Raw genomic sequence first — 16,160 nt, 5'->3', positions numbered from 1 at the left:
CGAATCGAGGGTTCGGTTCTTCTGACATCGTTCGCCTCCGATCTGGATCAACCAGCAGGAAGCGCCCGCACGTCACGTCCGCAGCACGCACGTCACCGTGCGACAGCCCGCAGGACGGACTCCCAGAACCCCGGACGTACGAACGCGAGCACTCCCGCCGGAATGTGGTCACTTCAAGGATAAGAAGCCGATTCGGCACTCTCAAGAGGCGAGTGCCGACTTTTCCGCTCCCCAGAGGTTCTCGCGGACGCTCGACGAGTTCGAGGCCCCGCACACCCGAGCCGAACCGTCCGCGGCCGCTCAGGACGAAGCTCTGGAGTCCCTCTTCGCCGGCACCGTGATGGCTGCCACCTCTTCGAGACGAGGATGCCGTTCGTCCCCGTCCTCGACCACCCCGGTGTGCCATGTCATCGTGAGTCCATCGGGTCCTTCCTGCAGCAGCGCGAGGTTGTTGTCGAACCACGGACCTTTCACCGTCTTCCAGCGGAAAGGCGGGTCCGGAACCTTTGCGGAATGCGCGGCTGCAGCGCCCAGCGGCGTCGCTGCGCCGTACGACATCGCCACGGAGAACCAACGCAGGAAGCGGGGCAGGGGATTTCGAACAGGGGAGCAGACTGCCTGCAGGATGCGGCTGCCGCCCTGACGCTCGACCTCGGCCAGGTACGAGTAGTGCACGTCACCCGAGAGGAAGGTCACCGTCAGCGGCGACGGGCCGCGGATGCCGTCCGCGAGCTCCGTCGCAATCTCCGCAACCGCCTGGAAGCTGTTCTGGAACGCCGCCCAGTGCTCCAGGTCGAAGGCCTGCCGCAGCCTTTCCCCGACCCACGCGACCGGTCGACCCCAAGCGCCCTGCGCGATCGCCTCATCCCATGCCTCGACATGGTGCAGGCCCAGCGGCAGAAGGAACGGGAGCGAGGTGGCGATCAGCACGTGGCGGAATCCGCCCTGCATCTGGTGGTCGAACCAGGCGAGCTCCTGACCGTCGAGCAGCCCCCGAGCCGACGGAGTGAGATCTCTCGAGACGCGTGAATCCAGGACGATCAGCCGCGTTCCATCGAAGTCTCGGGAGTAGCTCCAGCGATAGCTGTCGGGGTCCTTGTCGCACCGGTCAGCGAACTCGTCCAGCGCGGCGCTCAGGTCGGGAGAAGGAGCGTCGTGGCGCCGCCCGATGACCTGCTGCCACATCTCGTCAGCGGCGCGCTCCCGGGGAGACAAGTTGCCGAGGTGCTGGTAGACCCAGTACGACGCCAAGCCGGCGACGATGCGCTCGTGCCACCAGCTGGTGGCCTCCATCTTCCGCTTCCAGTCGAGCGAGGCGTTCCAGTCATCGCGGATGTCGTGGTCATCGAAGATCATCGCGCTCGGCACGCAGGAGAGCAGCCACCGATTCGCATCGTCCGACCACGCCAGTTGGTACAGATGGGCGTATTCTTCGAAGTCTTTGAGCTCCTTGCCCGGTTCCTCGCGGATGTCGCGGCGGCTGCGGATGAATGCCTGCATCTCCTTCGTGGTGGAATCGGCGTACACCTGGTCGCCGAGGAAGAGCAGCAGGTCCGGTCGGTCCACGCGGCCGTCGGCCACCGCGAGCGCAAAGGAGCGCAGCGAGTCGACGCCATGGGTTCGGTTGCCTGACCGGTCGTGCGGGACGCTGGTGCGGCACGACCCGTAGGCGATCCGCGACGGTTGCCCGGGCGTGCGTGTGGCGATCACGGATGGCGGATACGCAGATCCGGGCTCCGGCCAGACCGAGACCCCGTCGATCTCGATCTCGTACGGCGAGACGCTGCCGGGCTCGAGCCTGTCGACGTCGACGAGCGCGTAGTGGTGGCCGTGCACGGCGAAGCTGCGGGCCTGCCACGATCGCCCCTCGGCCCGGACGCTCACCAGGCATTCGGCTCGCGTCTCCACCCAGATGGCGGCAGACGTCTCATCGACGTAGCGCAGCATCGGCCCCAACACCAGCGGCGATCCCATGAACCCGTTCTACCGCGGTCGCACCACAGCGGCCAGAGGTGACTGCGTCGACCGCGCGGGACGCGCGCAGCGGGTAGCGTCGTAAGGGCTGTCGCGGGCTTGGCCGCGGCGAGGAGGAACCGATGGCAGAAGCGAACGCCGACGGCACGGCGCCGCTGCTCGACGGCCGCTACCGGCTCGGCGATCTCGTGGGCGAAGGCGGCATGGCCCGCGTCTATCGCGCGGAGGACGTCCTGCTGGGCCGCACGGTGGCGATCAAGCTCATCCGGCCCGGTATCGACGGCGCTTCGTCGGAGCGCGCGCGCAGCGAGATGACGGTGCTCGCTTCGCTGAACCACCCGTCGCTTGTCACACTCTTCGATGCCAGCCTCGTGCCCGGCCAGCCCGAGTACCTCGCCATGGAGTTCGTCGACGGTCCGACCCTCGGTGATCGGCTGGCCTCGGGCGGAGCGCTGCCGCCGCACATCGTCGGCCACCTCGGCGCCGAGCTCGCGGAGGCCCTGCACGTCGTCCACAAGGCCGGCGTCGTGCACCGCGACATCAAACCCTCCAACGTGCTGCTGAGCCCGCCGCAGATCCCGGGCGCACGCCCGCGGGCGAAGCTCGCCGACTTCGGCATCGCCTACCTGCTCGACACGTCGAGGATCACCTCGCCGGGGCTGGTGATCGGAACGGTGGCCTACCTGGCCCCCGAGCAGCTCCACGGTGACCCGCCCACGCCCGCGGCCGACATCTACTCGCTGGGTCTCGTGTTCCTCGAAGCGCTCACCGGCGAACGGGTGCACCCGCAGGGTGGCGGCATGGCTGCCGCGGTGACTCGCCTCGAGAGCCCGCCCGAGATCCCCGCCTCCCTGGATGAGCCCTGGATCGAACTGCTGACGCGGATGCTGCAGCCCGATCCTTCGCAACGACCGACCGCCGCCGAGGTCGCGGCGGCGGCCGGCAACCTCGCGCAGCGCACTCCCGCTGCCGGGACGTTCGCCGCGACGACCGGGGCCACCGTTGCGTTCACGGCGCCGACGCTGATCGCTCCGGCCGGCGGGGCCATCGCTGCCGCGTCCGGGGGAGCAGACGCGGCGGCACTCGCGCCGGACGCAGCCGGGAGCAAGGCCCGACGCAAGCGCCTGATGGTCACACTTGCGGGGGTGCTGGCGAGCATTGCCGTTGTCGTCGGAGCAGTCGCCGGTATCGCGGCGCTCAATCAGCCGCAACCCGCGCCGGCGCCTGTGGTGACGACCCCTGCAGCGCCTGACCCGTCCGACTCCCCGCCCGCCGAGGTGAACACCGGGACCGGGGGCGGCGAAGACTCGGGCGTGACCGAGGAGGAGCGCAAGGAGGCTGAGCGGGAGCAGCGCAAGCAGGCCCAGGAGGAGGAGAAGCGGCTCAGGGAAGAGCAGCGGGAGGACGAAGACGACTGATCGCCACGCCGAGACCGTGCGACGGTCGGCCAGGCCTTCAACGGCAGGAAGCACCTCGGTCCGCGCGGGCATCGACCGCCGGTCCGCCCCAGGGCCCCGCTTACGGTCGCGTCCCCTGAGACCCGCCGAGATCGCGGACCGGGTCCAGGATCGCTTCCGCGGCCCAGGTCGCGGCGTCGGCGATGTCGCGGCCGCTCATCCCGAGTTCGCGCCGCATCGTCACCCAGGTCGCCGACGAGTCGAGGTGGCACAGCGCCGCCACGACGGCCCGGCGATCGTCGTCGCCCAGCGACGGCACCTCGCGGCGCAGCATCCCGTCGAAGTCCTCGCGATGGGGTGCCGGGTCGGCGCCGTTCACACCCCGCATCGCCGTCTCGGCGACGACGTGCGCCAGCTCGGGCCGGCGGTCGTAGGCCTCCATCGCCTCGCGTATCGCGATCGGCACGTCGAAGATCGACTCCGACTCCGCGCGCGTGAAGATCGTGCGCTCGATCCACGCCGACGTCGCGAGCAGAAGGTCGACGCGCGTCGGGTAGTAGCGGAAGACGGTGCGCTCGCCGACGCCCGCGCGCAGCGCGATGAGTCGGAACGAGACGTCGTCGGTGCCGACCTCCTCGATGAGCTCGACGTAGGCGGCGAGGATCGCCGCCTGCGTCCCCGAGACCTGAGACGCCGATGGAGGCGCCGCCATCACGCCGCCCGATTCGCCTCGGTCGCGGCGGGCAGCACCCGCCGCAGGGCGAGATCGAACACCGCGAACGTCTCGTCGGCGCTCATGTCGAATCCGGTCCGCATCCGCGCCCAGAACATCGGCGAGACGAAATAGCGGAGGGATGCTGCGGCCCGCCGCGCGTCGCGACGGTTCAAGCCCGGCGCCACGGCGTCGATCATCGAGACGATCGCCTCTGTGATCGGCGCGGCGGGGTCGTCCGCGGTCGGAGAGAGCGCACCCCCGCGGGCGGCGACGAAGGCGAACGCCGGCTCGGCGTCGTAGGCGCGCAGGCGTGCCCGCACCGCGTCGCGGAACTCCGTCGCCGTGTGGAACTCCGGGACCGGGAAGTGCTCTGCCTCGATCCAGCGCGCAAGGGCCTCGAGGAGGTGCGACCTCGTGGGAAATCGACGGTAGATCGTGCGCTCGGAGACCCCGGTGGCCTCGGCGAGCTCGAGGTAGGAGACGTCTTCGAAGGTGCGCTGCCGCAGCAGCAGGGCCGCGCTCGCGAGGATCGCAGACGGGGTGTCGACGATCTCGTCCATCACAGCATCCTTCCCCGCCCGTCTGGATGGAGCGTGGTGGCCGGCTCAGCCGGGAGGACGTACCGGTCGGAGTCATCGAGCGTCAGCGCCAGGGACGAGACGAACTGCAGCTCGCCGCGTGGTCCTGACTCGGCCGAGGCCAGCATATCCGGCCGCTCGAACGTGTAGCCCGTGACATGGCAGCGCAGCCGCTCCCCAGACGGATTGCCGTCGCTGTCGAGGATCGGGCTCGGGATGCCGTCCGATGCCCGTCGCAGGTAGTAGCGCCCACGGGTCGCGATCGCCATGAGCGGCGTGACGACGACGGCGACGCCGATCGCGATGAGCACGGAGAAGGGCTGCATCGCCGGCCCGAACGCGCCGGCGAAGCACAGCAGCGAGAGCAGCGAGGCCAGGCCCACCGAGACGGGGCCGACCGGGTTCCAGTTGTGGAGCATTCCGCGGCGGAACTCCGGGAAGAGCGGGGAGAGCCGCAGCAGATGCTTGTTGATCACGATGTCGGCCGAGATCGTGACGAACCATGCCATGACGACGTTCGCGTAGAGGCTCAGCACGAAGGAGATGAGGCTGAACACATCCATCAGCATGAGCGAGAGCGCGATCGCGAGGTTGAAGATCACGAAGACGGTGCGGCCGGGGTAGCGCTTCTTCACTCGGGTGTAGACGTTCGACCAGGCGAGCGAGCCGGAGTACGCGTTCGTCACGTTGATCTTGACCTGGGCGACGACGATGAGGAGCAGGACCAGCGCGAGCGCGAGCCAGTCCGGCACCAGGGACTGGTACATGCCGAGGAACTGCTTGACCGGCTCGGCGGCGCGATCGGTGAGCGCCGGGTCGACTTTCGTCACGAGGTAGACGGCGAGGAACAGCCCGATCACCTGCTTCGTCCCGCTGAAGATCACCCACCCGGGGCCACTGAAGACGAACGCCGCCCACCACGATCGCGAGTTCGCAGCCCTGCGGGGCGGCATGACCCGGATGTAGTCGATCTGCTCGGCGAGCTGCGGAGTCAGCGCGAAGCACACCGCGGCGCTCGCGACGACGGCGCTGAAGCTCACCGTGCCGTCGGAGGCGCCCTCGAACCCGATGAACTCGGTCACCGCATCGGGCTGGGTGAACACGACCCAGATGAGCGGCAGGAGGGCGAGCGCGAGCCAGAGAGGCGTGGTCCAGAACTGCAGCCGCTCGAGCGCCCGCATGCCGTAGACCACGATCGGGATCACGACCACCGTCGAGATCACGTAGCCGACCGGCAGCGGGATCCCCACCGCGACTTCCAGGCCCTGGGCCATGATCGCGCCTTCGAGCGCGAAGAAGATGCACGTGAAGCCCGCGAACACCACCGTCGTGATGATCGAACCGTGGTACCCGAAGCCCGAGCCGCGGGCGATGAGGTCGAGGTCCAGGTTGTACCGCGCCGCGTAGTACGCGACGGGGAACCCGACCACGAAGATGATGACGGAGGCGAGCAGGATGCCGAGCACGGCGTTCGTCGTGCCGTGCTCGAGGCCGACGCTGGCGCCGATCGAGAAGTCCGCCAGGAAGGCGATGGAACCGAGCGCGGTGCCGCCGACGGAGAGGGCGCTCCAGCGGCGGAACGAGCGCGGCACGTAGCGGAACGCGTAGTCCTCGAGGCTGTCTTCGGCAGCAGAGCGTGCGTCCCCGCCCCGCGCGCCGGCTCTCACGCCCAGCGCATGCACACTCACCTCCAGCGCTTCCACTGTCTGGATCATGCCGGAGGCGTGTTTCGTGCGCGTTGCCGCGGAGGATCGATCTGATTCAGATCGCCATCGCGTCACGCACGGTGTCGATGGCGGCGGCTCCTCCTTGGCCGGTGATCGTGATCCGGCCGGACTGCAGCACGTAGAACGTGTTCGTGGACCTCAGCGCGAAGCCGACGTGCTGCTCGACGAGCAGCACCGAGAGGTCGCCGCGGCGGGTGAGGTCGATGATGACGCGCTCGATGTCGGCGACGATGTTCGGCTGGATGCCTTCGGTGGGCTCATCGAGCACGAGGAGCTTCGGCTTCGTCAGCAGCGTGCGGGCAATCGCGAGCTGCTGGCGCTGCCCGCCCGAGAGCAGTCCGGCACGCCGTCCCAGCAGCTCCTTCAGCACCGGGAAGAGATCGAAGACCTCGTCGATGTCGGACTGCCGCTTCGCGACCAGCTGCAGGTTCTCGAGCGTCGTCATCTGCGGGAACGACTGCTGTCCCTGGGGGACGTAGCCCAGTCCACGCTGCACGCGCTTGGACGGCGGCATCCGTGTGACGTCCTCGCCGTCGATCAGAACCTGACCGCTCATCACGGGAATCAGTCCCGTGGCCACGCGCAGCAGGGTGGTCTTGCCCGCGCCGTTGTGGCCCATGACAGACACCGCCTGAGCGGTGGGGATGTCCACGGTGACGTCGTGCAGCACCTTGGTGCGCCCGTACCCGGCGGTGACTCCCTTGATCTCGAGCATCAGTGATCGCCCTTCCCCTCGACGGCGGCGTCCGCGGCCGACCCGAGGTAGACCTCCTGCACCCGCTTGTCGGCCTGCACCTGTTCGACCGTCCCGGCCGTGAGGAGCTTGCCCATGTGCATGACGGTGACCCACTCCGCGTAGTTGCGGACGAAGTCCATGTCGTGCTCGATGACGATGATCGTGCGCTCGTCGCCGATGCGGCGCAGCAGCTGCCCGGTCTCGTCGCGTTCGTCAGCGTTCATGCCGGCGACGGGCTCATCGAGGAACATCACCTTCGCGTCCTGCACGAGAAGCATGCCGATCTCGAGCCATTGCTTCTGGCCGTGCGCGAGCGTTCCTGCCGGCTTGTCGCGCAGGGCGGTCAGCCCGATCGTCTCGAGCGCCTCCTCGACGTACGAGGGCACGCCACGACGCGTGAGCGGCAGCCGCCACGCCTTGCGGTGAACCCCGCCTGCGATGTCGAGATTCTGCAGCACCGAGAGCTCGTCGAAGACGGTCGCGGTCTGGAACGTGCGCCCGACACCCGCCCGGATGATCTTGTTCGTCTTCATGGACAGCAGGTCCATGCCGTCGTACATCGCTGTGCCCGTGGCCGGGACGAGCCCGGTCAGCGCGTCGACGAGCGTGGTCTTGCCGGCGCCGTTCGGCCCGATCAGGAAGTGCACCTGTCCCTTCAGCATGAGCAGGCTCACGTCGCTCACGGCCGTGAACGCGTCGAAGGTCACCGTGAGATTCGTGACCTTCACGGAGGTCTCGGCATCGGGAGTCTGCGACTCCCCCGCGTCGGCAAGGGACGGCGTCGCGTCGGTCCCGCTCATGCTTCCAGCCCCCTTTCGGCCTTGGTGCGCCTGCCTGCGGTGCTCCGCACGGCAGTCCACATCCTGCTGAAGAGCGAGGCGAGCCCGTTCGGGAGGAACAGGGTCACCACGATGAACAGCAGTCCGAGGATGTAGATCCACCCTTCGGGCCAGCTCGACGCGAGGCTGGACTGCCCCCAGCCGATAGCCATCGCCCCGAGCACCGGGCCGAAGAGCGAGGCGCGCCCGCCGAGGGCCACGCCGGCGATGAAGAGGATCGACGCGGACGCGCCGATCTCCTGCGGGGTGATGATGCCGACGAGGGGCACGAACATCGCCCCGCCGATGCTCGCCATCACCGCGGCGATGACGAAGGCGACGAGCTTGATGTTGGCCGGGTCGTACCCGAGGAAGCGCACGCGGTCCTCCGCATCACGCGTTGCGAGCAGGAGCTCGCCGAACCGGCTGCGGGAGAGCTGCCACGCCACCAGCATGCACACGATCAGCAGGCCCACCGTGATCATGTAGATCATGAGCTTGTTCGCATCGTCGTTGAGGACGTAGCCGAAGAAGTACTTGAAATCGCTCAGCCCGGTGTCGCCGCCGGTCTCACGGATCGTCGAGCTGACGAGCACCGCCAGCGCGACGGCGAGCGCCTGGGTCAGGATGGCGAAGTACGCGCCCTTCACGCGGCGCTTGAACAGCGCGAAGCCGAGAACCCCTGCGACGATGACCGGCAGGAGCACGATCGCCAGGACCGTGAACAGCTCGCTGCGGAACGGCTCCCAGAACGCGGGGACGGCAGCCAGCGGGTCGTAGAGGATCATGAACGTCGGCGTCGCGTCGGGCCCCGCGGTCTCGAGCGTCATGTGCATCGCCATCGAGTAGGCGCCGAGCGCGAAGAAGACGCCCTGCCCCATGACGAGCATGCCGCCTCGGCCCCACGCCAGCCCGATGCCCACCGCGACGATCGCCCACGCGGCGTACTTGCCCAGGTTGTTGATCCAGTGCATGGAGAGCACGGACGGGGCGACCACCAGGAGGAGCACCGCGAACACGGCGATACCGATGAGCGACAGCCACGGGCTGCGATTGCGCGTCACGGGCTTCGCGAGATCGGGGCTCGCGAGATCGATCTTCGTCAACTCGGTCATGCGAGCCCCCTCGTGCGGACGGTGAAGAGCCCCTGCGGGCGCAGCTGCAGGAAGATCACGACGAGGACGAAGGCGAGCACCTGCGCGAGGCTGCCGCTCGTCCAGTCCGCGAAGAAGGCCATCGCGACGCCGATCACCCATGCGGCGATGACCGTGCCCTTGATCTGGCCGATCCCGCCGGCGACCACGACCAGGAAGGCCGGGATGATGTATTGGACCCCCATCTGGGAGTTCGTGCCACCGATCAGGGATGCGGCGACGCCGGCGACCCCGGCGAGGCCGGACCCGACGAAGAACGTGATCCGGTCGACGTTGCGGGTGCGCACGCCGACGGTCTCTGCGAGGTCACGGTTCTGCACGGTGGCCCGGATGCGGCGACCGAACGACGTGTACTTGAGCCAGGCGGCGAGCGCGCCCACGCACACACCGGCAAGGGCGATCGTGAATGCCTGGCGGAGCGGCCACGCGTATCCGAACACGTCGATCTGGCCCTGAAGCCACCCCGGGTTCTCCACGGGGACACCCTGGGCCGGGAAGATCTGGAGGGCGACCTGCTGCAGGATCAGCGAGACGCCGACCGTCGCCAGCAGGGTGTCGAGCGGTCGGCGATACATCCACTGGATGATGCTCACTTCGAGCAGCAGCCCGAGAAGGCCGGCCACGAGGAACGCCGCAGGCAGCGCGAGAGGGATCGAGATGTCGCTGGAGGGCACGACCAGTTGGGTCAGATAGGTGACGAAGGCGCCGACCATGATGAACTCGCCGAGCGCCATGTTGATCACCCCCATCTGACCGAAGATGAGCGTGAGCCCGAGCGCTGCCAGCAGCAGCAGCGCACCCACGGCGCTGCCGTTCAGCAGCGGGGGGATGAGTGCATCCATGCGAGGTCACTCCCTTCTGTGCGAATGGGTGTGTGGACGGGGGATGGATGCTGAGGCCCCGTGCCGTGCGTGCGGCACGGGGCCTCAGCATCCGCTGCGAGAATCAGCCGGCGGCAGCCACGAGCGACTTGCGGACGTTCTCGGGGAACCAGTCGTACTCCTCGAGGTACGGGTCCGGCTCGATGAACTCGTCGGAGGCCCAGACGATGTCGAACTGGTTGTCGGCGTTGATCCTGCCGATGTGGCCCGGCTTCGAGATGTGGTGGTTCTCGCCGTCGAGGGTGACGACGCCCTCCGGCGCGTCGACGGTGATCTCGTTGTCCACCGCGGCGGCGTTGATCGCGTCGACGTCGAACGAACCGGCGGCCTCGACGAGGGCCTTGTAGAGGTGGAGCGAGATGTAGGCGGCCTCCATCGGGTCGCTGGTCACGCCGCTCGATCCCGGGTAGGCCTTCCACGCCTCGATGAATGCCGGGTTGTTCGGGGTGTCGAGCGACTGGAAGTAGTTCCACGACGCGTAGTTGCCCGTGACCTCGTGCCCCATCGCGGGGGCTTCCTCCTCGGCGATCGACACCGAGATGATCGGGGTCGTCTCCGGCGTGAGGCCGGCGTCGTAGTAGGCCTTGATGAAGCCGACGTTCGACGAGCCGTTGATCGTGTTGAAGATGAAGTCCGGCTTCGCCGCGGCGATCTTCGCCACCTGGGTGGTCCAGTCGTCCTTGTCGAGCGGCACGTACTCCTCGCCGACGATCTCGATGCCGAGCTCCTCGGCGTACAGCTTGATGATCGCGTTCGCGGTGCGCGGGAAGACGTAGTCGGAGCCCGCGAGGAACAGCGTCTTCACGCCCTGCGAGGCGAGGAAGTCCATCGCCGGGATGATCTGCTGGTTGGTCGTCGCGCCGGTGTAGTAGATGTTGGGCGACGCCTCGAGGCCCTCGTACTGCACGGGGTAGAAGAACAGTCCGTTGTGCTCCTCGACGACCGGCTTGACGGCCTTGCGCGACGAGGAGGTCCAGCCGCCGAAGATCGCGGCGACGCAGTCCTGCGTGAGCAGCTTCTCGGTCTTCTCCGCGAAGGTGGGCCAGTCGGTGGCACCGTCCTCCTGGATGTACTCGATCTGCTTGCCGAGGATGCCGCCGTCGGCGTTGATCTCGTCGGCGGCCATGTGCAGCACGTTGGACACCGTCTTCTCGGAGATCGCCATGCCCCCGGTGAGGGAGTTGAGGAAGCCGAGCTTGATGGTGTCGCCGGACGTGTCCACGCAGCTCTCGGCGGACGCGGCCGACTCGCTCGGGGCTGCGTCGCCGGCGCGGCTGCCGCAGCCGGACAGGACCAGGGCGGCGCTCGTGACGAGCGCGCCCGTGGCCAGGATCGCCCGGAGGCGCTTCCTGTGGGTGGTGATCATGCTGTGCTCCGTTTCGGGGGTGATGCGGTGCGTGTCAGGTGTGATGCGGTGCGGGTAAGCCGAGCGCACGGGCGCTGCGGGTGGTCCCACGATGGAGTCACGGCATTACATTGCCATTGCTCTCATATGTCGAGGATGTAAAAGATGCGGCGTGCGAGGTGGCCGAATCCGTTGATTTTTCAGGGTTTGACGCTGTCTACGCGCGCGCGAAAGAATCTCGGCGCTCCAGCGCGATGGCAGACTTCTGACACGCATCCACGAGGAGGGAGCACCCATGCACCTGTCACCCGCCGACACGGAGAAGCTGCTGCTCGCTGTCGCGGGCATGGTGGCGCGAGATCGCAGGGAGCGCGGCGTCAAGCTGAACCATCCCGAGGCGGTCGCGCTGCTGTCCACCTGGGTTATCGAGCGCGCCCGCGACGGCGCGGAGGTGGCTCAGCTGATGGCCGAGGGCCGCACCGTGCTGAGCCGGGACGACGTGATGGACGGCGTCGCCGACATGCTCGCCGACGTACAGGTCGAGGCGACGTTCCCCGACGGGCGCAAGCTCGTCACCCTCCACCACCCGATCGACTGAGGAGCAGCAATGGCATCAGGATCCGCCTCCGGACCGGGCGCCATCCGGGTCCGCCCCGGATGGATCGAGCTCAACGCGGACCGCACCGACGTGGAGCGGCTCGAGCTCGTCATCCTCAACACCGGCGATCGGCCCGTGCAGATCGGCTCGCACATCCACCTTGCCGACGTGAACGCCGCGCTCGAGTTCGATCGCGCCGCGGCCGCCGGATTCCGGCTGGACATCCCCTCGGGCACGTCCGAGCGATTCGAGCCCGGCGTCTCGAAGCGCGTCGCCGCGGTGACGCTGCGCGGACACCGGCGCGTTCCCGGCATCCAGATCCGCTCGACAGAGGTCGGCTGATGGTGCGCGTCGACCGGGAGCGGTACGCCCGCATCTATGGGCCGACCGCGGGAGATCAGATCCGGCTCGGTGACACCGACCTGTGGATCGAGCTGGAGGAGGATCTCACCGTCGGCGGCGAAGAGGCCGTCTTCGGCGGCGGGAAGTCGATCCGCGAATCCATGGCGCAGAGCACCGTCTCGCGCGCTGACGGCGCGCTCGACACCGTCATCACCAACGCCGTGATCCTCGACTGGTGGGGCGTGGTCCGCGCGGATGTCGGCATCCGTGACGGGCGCATCGTGGGCATCGGCCGCGCCGGCAACCCCGACATCGCCGACGGGGTCGACCCGCGGCTCGTCATCGGCCCGTCCACCGACGTGATCTCCGGCGAAGGCAAGATCCTCACCGCGGGCGCCATCGACTCCCACGTGCACCTGCTCTCCCCCTCGCAGATCCACGAGGCCCTCGCGACCGGCATCACGACGATCGTGGGCGGCGGCACGGGACCGTCCGAAGGCTCGAAGGCGACGACGGTCACCCCCGGCGCCTGGCACCTCGAGCAGATGCACCGCTCCCTCGACCGGCTGCCCGTGAACGTGCTGCTGCTCGGCAAGGGGAACACCGTGTCGGCCGCGGCCTTCGAGGAACAGGCCCTCGCCGGCGCGGCCGGGTACAAGGTGCACGAGGACTGGGGGTCCACGCCCGCGGCGATCGACGCGAGCCTGCGCGCCGCCGAGGAGTGGGGACTGCAGGTCGCCCTGCACAGCGACTCCCTCAACGAGGCCGGCTTCGTCGAGTCGAGCATCGCGGCCATGGCGGGACGCAGCATCCATGCCTTCCATGTCGAAGGGGCGGGAGGCGGCCATGCGCCCGACATCCTGTCGATCGCGAGCCTGCCGTACGTCATCCCCGGGTCGACGAACCCGACCCTGCCGCACACCGTGAACACCGTCGCCGAGCACCTCGACATGCTGATGGTCTGCCACCACCTCAATCCGGGGGTGCCCGAGGACCTCGCGTTCGCGGAGTCGCGCATCCGTGCCACCACGATCGCTGCGGAGGACATCCTCCACGACATGGGGGCGATCTCGATCACGTCCTCCGACGCGCAGGCCATGGGCCGGATCGGCGAGGTGATCACGCGCACGTGGCAGGTCGCGCACGTCATGAAGGCCCGGCGCGGGTCGCTGGGCGGGAGCCTTCCCGCCGATAATGAGCGCGCCCGCAGATACGTCGCGAAGTACACCGTCAACCCCGCGATCGCGCACGGGATCGACGGCGAGGTCGGCTCTGTCGAGGTAGGCAAGCTCGCCGACCTGGTGCTGTGGGATCCGCGCTTCTTCGGGTTCCGCCCGAGCGTCGTCATCAAGGGCGGCGGACTGGTGTGGGCGGCGCTCGGCGACCCGAACGCGTCGATCCCGACGCCCCAGCCGGTGCTGATGCGCCCTTCGTTCGCGGACGCGATCGGCGGTTCGCTCTCCGTCTCGTTCGTCGCGCCCGCGGCGCTGGACGCGGGCCTCGAAGCGCGGCTGGGACTCACCCGCCGCTTGCTGCCCCTGGCCTCGACGCGCGCGGTCGGCAAGGCCAACATGCGCAACAACGACGCGCTCCCCCGCATCGACATCCGGCCCGACACGTTCGACATCTCGATCGACGGAGAGCGCGTGGAGCCTGCGCCCGCTGCACGCCTGCCCCTGGCCCAGCTCTACCAGCTGTTCTGATGCCGCCTCTCTCCGCCTCCACCGCCGCCCTGCTGCTGGCCGACGCGCGACTGCCCTCGGGCGGTCACGCGCACTCGGCGGGGGTCGAGCCCGCGGTGATGGCGGGGGTGGATGCTGCGCACCTCGGTGCGTTCCTGCACGGCAGGGCGGCGACCACCACCCTCGTCGAGGCCGGCACCGCGGTCGCCGCGCGCCACGCCCGCCTCGCGGGCGGCGATCTGGACGCAGTCGAGGCCGCGTGGTCCGCCCGCACTCCGAGCAAGGCGCAGCGCGAGGCCGCACGGCTGCTGGCACGCGGATACCTCCGGGTCGGCGGCATGCTGCTCCCGGGCGACGAGGCCATCGCCTCCTGGCGGCAGCGTCCGACCCCGCCGCCGCGCCCCTGCGTGCTCGGCGTCATCGCAGCCGGGCTCGACATCGCGCCGCTCGAGCTCGCGCGACTCGTCGTCTACGAAGACATGCAGGCCGCGGCTGCCGCCGTGCTCAAGCTCGAGCCGCGCGATCCGCTCGAGCTCGTGTCGCTCGTCGTCGAACTGTGCGGCAGCGTCGAGGGTCGCCTCGGCGCGATCGCCGCGATCACCGACCCCGCCGACATCCCCGCACTCACCGCACCACAATCCGAAGCGTGGGCCGAAGCCCACGCGCGATCCAACAGGAGGCTCTTCCGTGCCTGAATCCGCCGCATCCCGTGCTCTGCGCCTCGGCGTCGCCGGTCCCGTCGGCACCGGCAAGTCATCGCTCATCGCGACGATCTGCCGTGCCCTCGCCGACGAGATCCGCATCGGCGTCATCACCAACGACATCTACACCGATGAGGACGCCCGCTTCCTCCGGTCGGCGGGCGTTCTCGAGCCCGAGCGCATCATCGCCGTCGAGACCGGCGCGTGCCCGCACACCGCGATCCGCGACGACGTCACGGCCAACCTGCTGGCCGCCGAAGACCTCGAGCGCGCCTTCGCGCCCCTCGACATGGTCGTGATCGAGTCCGGCGGCGACAACCTCACCGCCACGTTCTCGCCCGCCCTCGTCGATGCGCAGATCTTCGTGCTCGACGTCGCCGGCGGCGGCGACGTCGCCCGCAAGGGCGGACCCGGCATCGGCCGCGCGGACCTCCTGGTCGTCAACAAGACCGACCTCGCCCCCTATGTCGGCGTGGACGTCCCGCAGATGGTCGCCGATGCCACCGCAGCACGCGACGACCGGCCCGTGCTCGCCCTGTCGCGCACCGACGCCCCGTCGGTGGCCGCGCTGCGCGCGTGGGTGCTCTCCGTGCTGGACGCGCACCGCGCCGGCTCGCACATCCCGCAGGACCCGGGCCCCATGGCACCCCACTTCCACGCCGATGAGGACGGCACGGGCTTCCTTCACACCCACGGGGACGGCGACGCGCCGCACGCGCACAGCCACGCCGATCACGTGCACCCGTGACCCCCGCGATCCCCACCGTCGTCGACATCTCGCCCCGCGGGGAGGGGGTGTCCTGTCTGCTGGAGGGCGAGCTCGTGGTGCCACGCCTCGTGCGGCGGCACGGGAGATCGGTCGAGGTGGCGCTGGTCGCCGGGCGCGCGATGCTCCTCCCCGGCGACGACGTGCGAATTCGGATCACCGTCGGCGAGAGCTGCGCTCTCCGCCTCGTCGACATCGGCGGACTCGTCGTCTACGGGCGCCCGGGCGAGACCGGCGACGCGTCGCAGTGGCACGCCCGCGTCGAGGTCGGGCCTGGTGCGCAGCTCGCCTGGGACGGTCTTCCGACCGTGATCACGGATGCCGGTTCCCTCACGCGGTCGCTGAGCATCACGCTCGGCCGCGATGCGTCGGCGCTCCTGCGCGAGACCCTCGTCCTCGGCCGCACCGGGGAGCGCGGCGGCCGGCTCACGGCAGACACGGAGGTCTCGGACGCGCGGGGCCCCATCGTGCGCGAAGCCCTCGAGGTGCGCGGCGATTCCCCCATGCCCGGCATCCTCGGAGCGAACCGGGTCATGGACAGCATCATCTCCGTCGGCGCCCAACCGCCTGTCGCCGACGTCCCCGGCGTGACCCGCCTCGAGCTCGACCGAGCAGGAACGGTGCTGCGCTACCTCGGCGAGTCTGCGCACGACAGCCCGCTGGGCGGCGTCCTCCTCGACGCCGCCCAGCTCGACCGGGAGCCTGTGCATGTCGGTTGAGAACACGAAGGAATCGGCACGCTCGGG

Annotated in this window: 16 protein-coding genes; 7 read left to right on the top strand and 9 right to left on the bottom strand. The window is 69.2% G+C overall.

Annotation, left to right across the window (positions count from 1 at the left end):
- Positions 1–300: 300 nt before the first annotated feature.
- Complete coding sequence (locus tag AC3A46_RS11405) at positions 301–1,974, bottom strand: alkaline phosphatase D family protein (protein ID WP_487665278.1); 1,674 nt, start codon at positions 1,972–1,974, stop codon at positions 301–303.
- Between the two features lie 122 nt (positions 1,975–2,096).
- Here AC3A46_RS11405 and AC3A46_RS11400 point away from each other — a divergent pair, with 122 nt between their 5' ends.
- Complete coding sequence (locus AC3A46_RS11400; protein WP_487665277.1) at positions 2,097–3,392, top strand: serine/threonine-protein kinase; 1,296 nt, start codon at positions 2,097–2,099, stop codon at positions 3,390–3,392.
- Positions 3,393–3,492: 100 nt separating this feature from the next.
- Here the strand turns inward: AC3A46_RS11400 and AC3A46_RS11395 are convergent, their stop codons facing one another.
- The 8 genes from AC3A46_RS11395 to urtA form a co-directional block, all read right to left on the bottom strand.
- Positions 3,493–4,083, bottom strand: coding sequence for a TetR/AcrR family transcriptional regulator (locus AC3A46_RS11395; RefSeq protein WP_487665276.1), 591 nt, complete (start codon positions 4,081–4,083; stop codon positions 3,493–3,495).
- On the bottom strand, positions 4,083–4,646 hold the full coding sequence (locus tag AC3A46_RS11390) for a TetR/AcrR family transcriptional regulator (protein WP_487665275.1): 564 nt from the start codon (positions 4,644–4,646) through the stop codon (positions 4,083–4,085). The genes AC3A46_RS11395 and AC3A46_RS11390 overlap by 1 nt, the downstream gene beginning before the upstream one ends.
- Positions 4,646–6,379, bottom strand: a complete 1,734-nt coding sequence (locus AC3A46_RS11385; protein ID WP_487665274.1) for a purine-cytosine permease family protein — start codon at positions 6,377–6,379, stop codon at positions 4,646–4,648. The genes AC3A46_RS11390 and AC3A46_RS11385 overlap by 1 nt, the downstream gene beginning before the upstream one ends.
- A gap of 46 nt (positions 6,380–6,425) precedes the next feature.
- The gene (gene urtE, locus AC3A46_RS11380) at positions 6,426–7,106 is read right to left on the bottom strand and encodes an urea ABC transporter ATP-binding subunit UrtE (RefSeq protein ID WP_487665273.1); all 681 of its coding nucleotides are present in this window, start codon (positions 7,104–7,106) and stop codon (positions 6,426–6,428) included.
- Positions 7,106–7,927 (bottom strand): ATP-binding cassette domain-containing protein, encoded by an 822-nt coding sequence (locus tag AC3A46_RS11375; protein WP_487665272.1) that lies wholly within the window; start codon positions 7,925–7,927, stop codon positions 7,106–7,108. The genes urtE and AC3A46_RS11375 overlap by 1 nt, the downstream gene beginning before the upstream one ends.
- Positions 7,924–9,060 (bottom strand): urea ABC transporter permease subunit UrtC, encoded by a 1,137-nt coding sequence (gene urtC / locus AC3A46_RS11370; protein ID WP_487665271.1) that lies wholly within the window; start codon positions 9,058–9,060, stop codon positions 7,924–7,926. Before urtC ends, AC3A46_RS11375 begins: the two co-directional genes overlap by 4 nt.
- Complete coding sequence (urtB, locus tag AC3A46_RS11365) at positions 9,057–9,941, bottom strand: urea ABC transporter permease subunit UrtB (protein ID WP_487665270.1); 885 nt, start codon at positions 9,939–9,941, stop codon at positions 9,057–9,059. The genes urtC and urtB overlap by 4 nt, the downstream gene beginning before the upstream one ends.
- A gap of 103 nt (positions 9,942–10,044) precedes the next feature.
- Positions 10,045–11,346 carry an urea ABC transporter substrate-binding protein gene (gene urtA / locus AC3A46_RS11360; protein ID WP_487665269.1) on the bottom strand — a complete coding sequence of 434 codons (1,302 nt, stop codon included), beginning with the start codon at positions 11,344–11,346 and terminating at the stop codon, positions 10,045–10,047.
- Between the two features lie 274 nt (positions 11,347–11,620).
- Here urtA and AC3A46_RS11355 point away from each other — a divergent pair, with 274 nt between their 5' ends.
- Genes AC3A46_RS11355 through AC3A46_RS11330 form a run of 6 tightly spaced genes read left to right on the top strand, consistent with a single transcriptional unit; the run spans position 11,621 to position 16,133 of the window.
- Entirely contained in the window at positions 11,621–11,923 is a 303-nt protein-coding gene (locus tag AC3A46_RS11355) for an urease subunit gamma (protein WP_056365015.1), read from the top strand.
- A gap of 9 nt (positions 11,924–11,932) precedes the next feature.
- Complete coding sequence (ureB, locus tag AC3A46_RS11350; RefSeq protein WP_487665268.1) at positions 11,933–12,265, top strand: urease subunit beta; 333 nt, start codon at positions 11,933–11,935, stop codon at positions 12,263–12,265.
- The gene (locus tag AC3A46_RS11345) at positions 12,265–13,968 is read left to right on the top strand and encodes an urease subunit alpha (RefSeq protein ID WP_487665267.1); all 1,704 of its coding nucleotides are present in this window, start codon (positions 12,265–12,267) and stop codon (positions 13,966–13,968) included. Before ureB ends, AC3A46_RS11345 begins: the two co-directional genes overlap by 1 nt.
- Entirely contained in the window at positions 13,968–14,642 is a 675-nt protein-coding gene (locus tag AC3A46_RS11340) for an urease accessory protein UreF (RefSeq protein WP_487665266.1), read from the top strand. Before AC3A46_RS11345 ends, AC3A46_RS11340 begins: the two co-directional genes overlap by 1 nt.
- Positions 14,635–15,396 carry an urease accessory protein UreG gene (gene ureG / locus AC3A46_RS11335; RefSeq protein WP_487665265.1) on the top strand — a complete coding sequence of 254 codons (762 nt, stop codon included), beginning with the start codon at positions 14,635–14,637 and terminating at the stop codon, positions 15,394–15,396. Before AC3A46_RS11340 ends, ureG begins: the two co-directional genes overlap by 8 nt.
- Entirely contained in the window at positions 15,393–16,133 is a 741-nt protein-coding gene (locus tag AC3A46_RS11330; protein ID WP_487665264.1) for an urease accessory protein UreD, read from the top strand. Before ureG ends, AC3A46_RS11330 begins: the two co-directional genes overlap by 4 nt.
- Positions 16,134–16,160 lie beyond the last annotated feature (27 nt).

The organism is Microbacterium sp. Soil_C_42, from assembly GCF_057656735.1.
The sequence above is the reverse complement of the archived record's forward strand: the minus strand, read 5'-3'. Positions and strand labels throughout refer to the sequence as shown.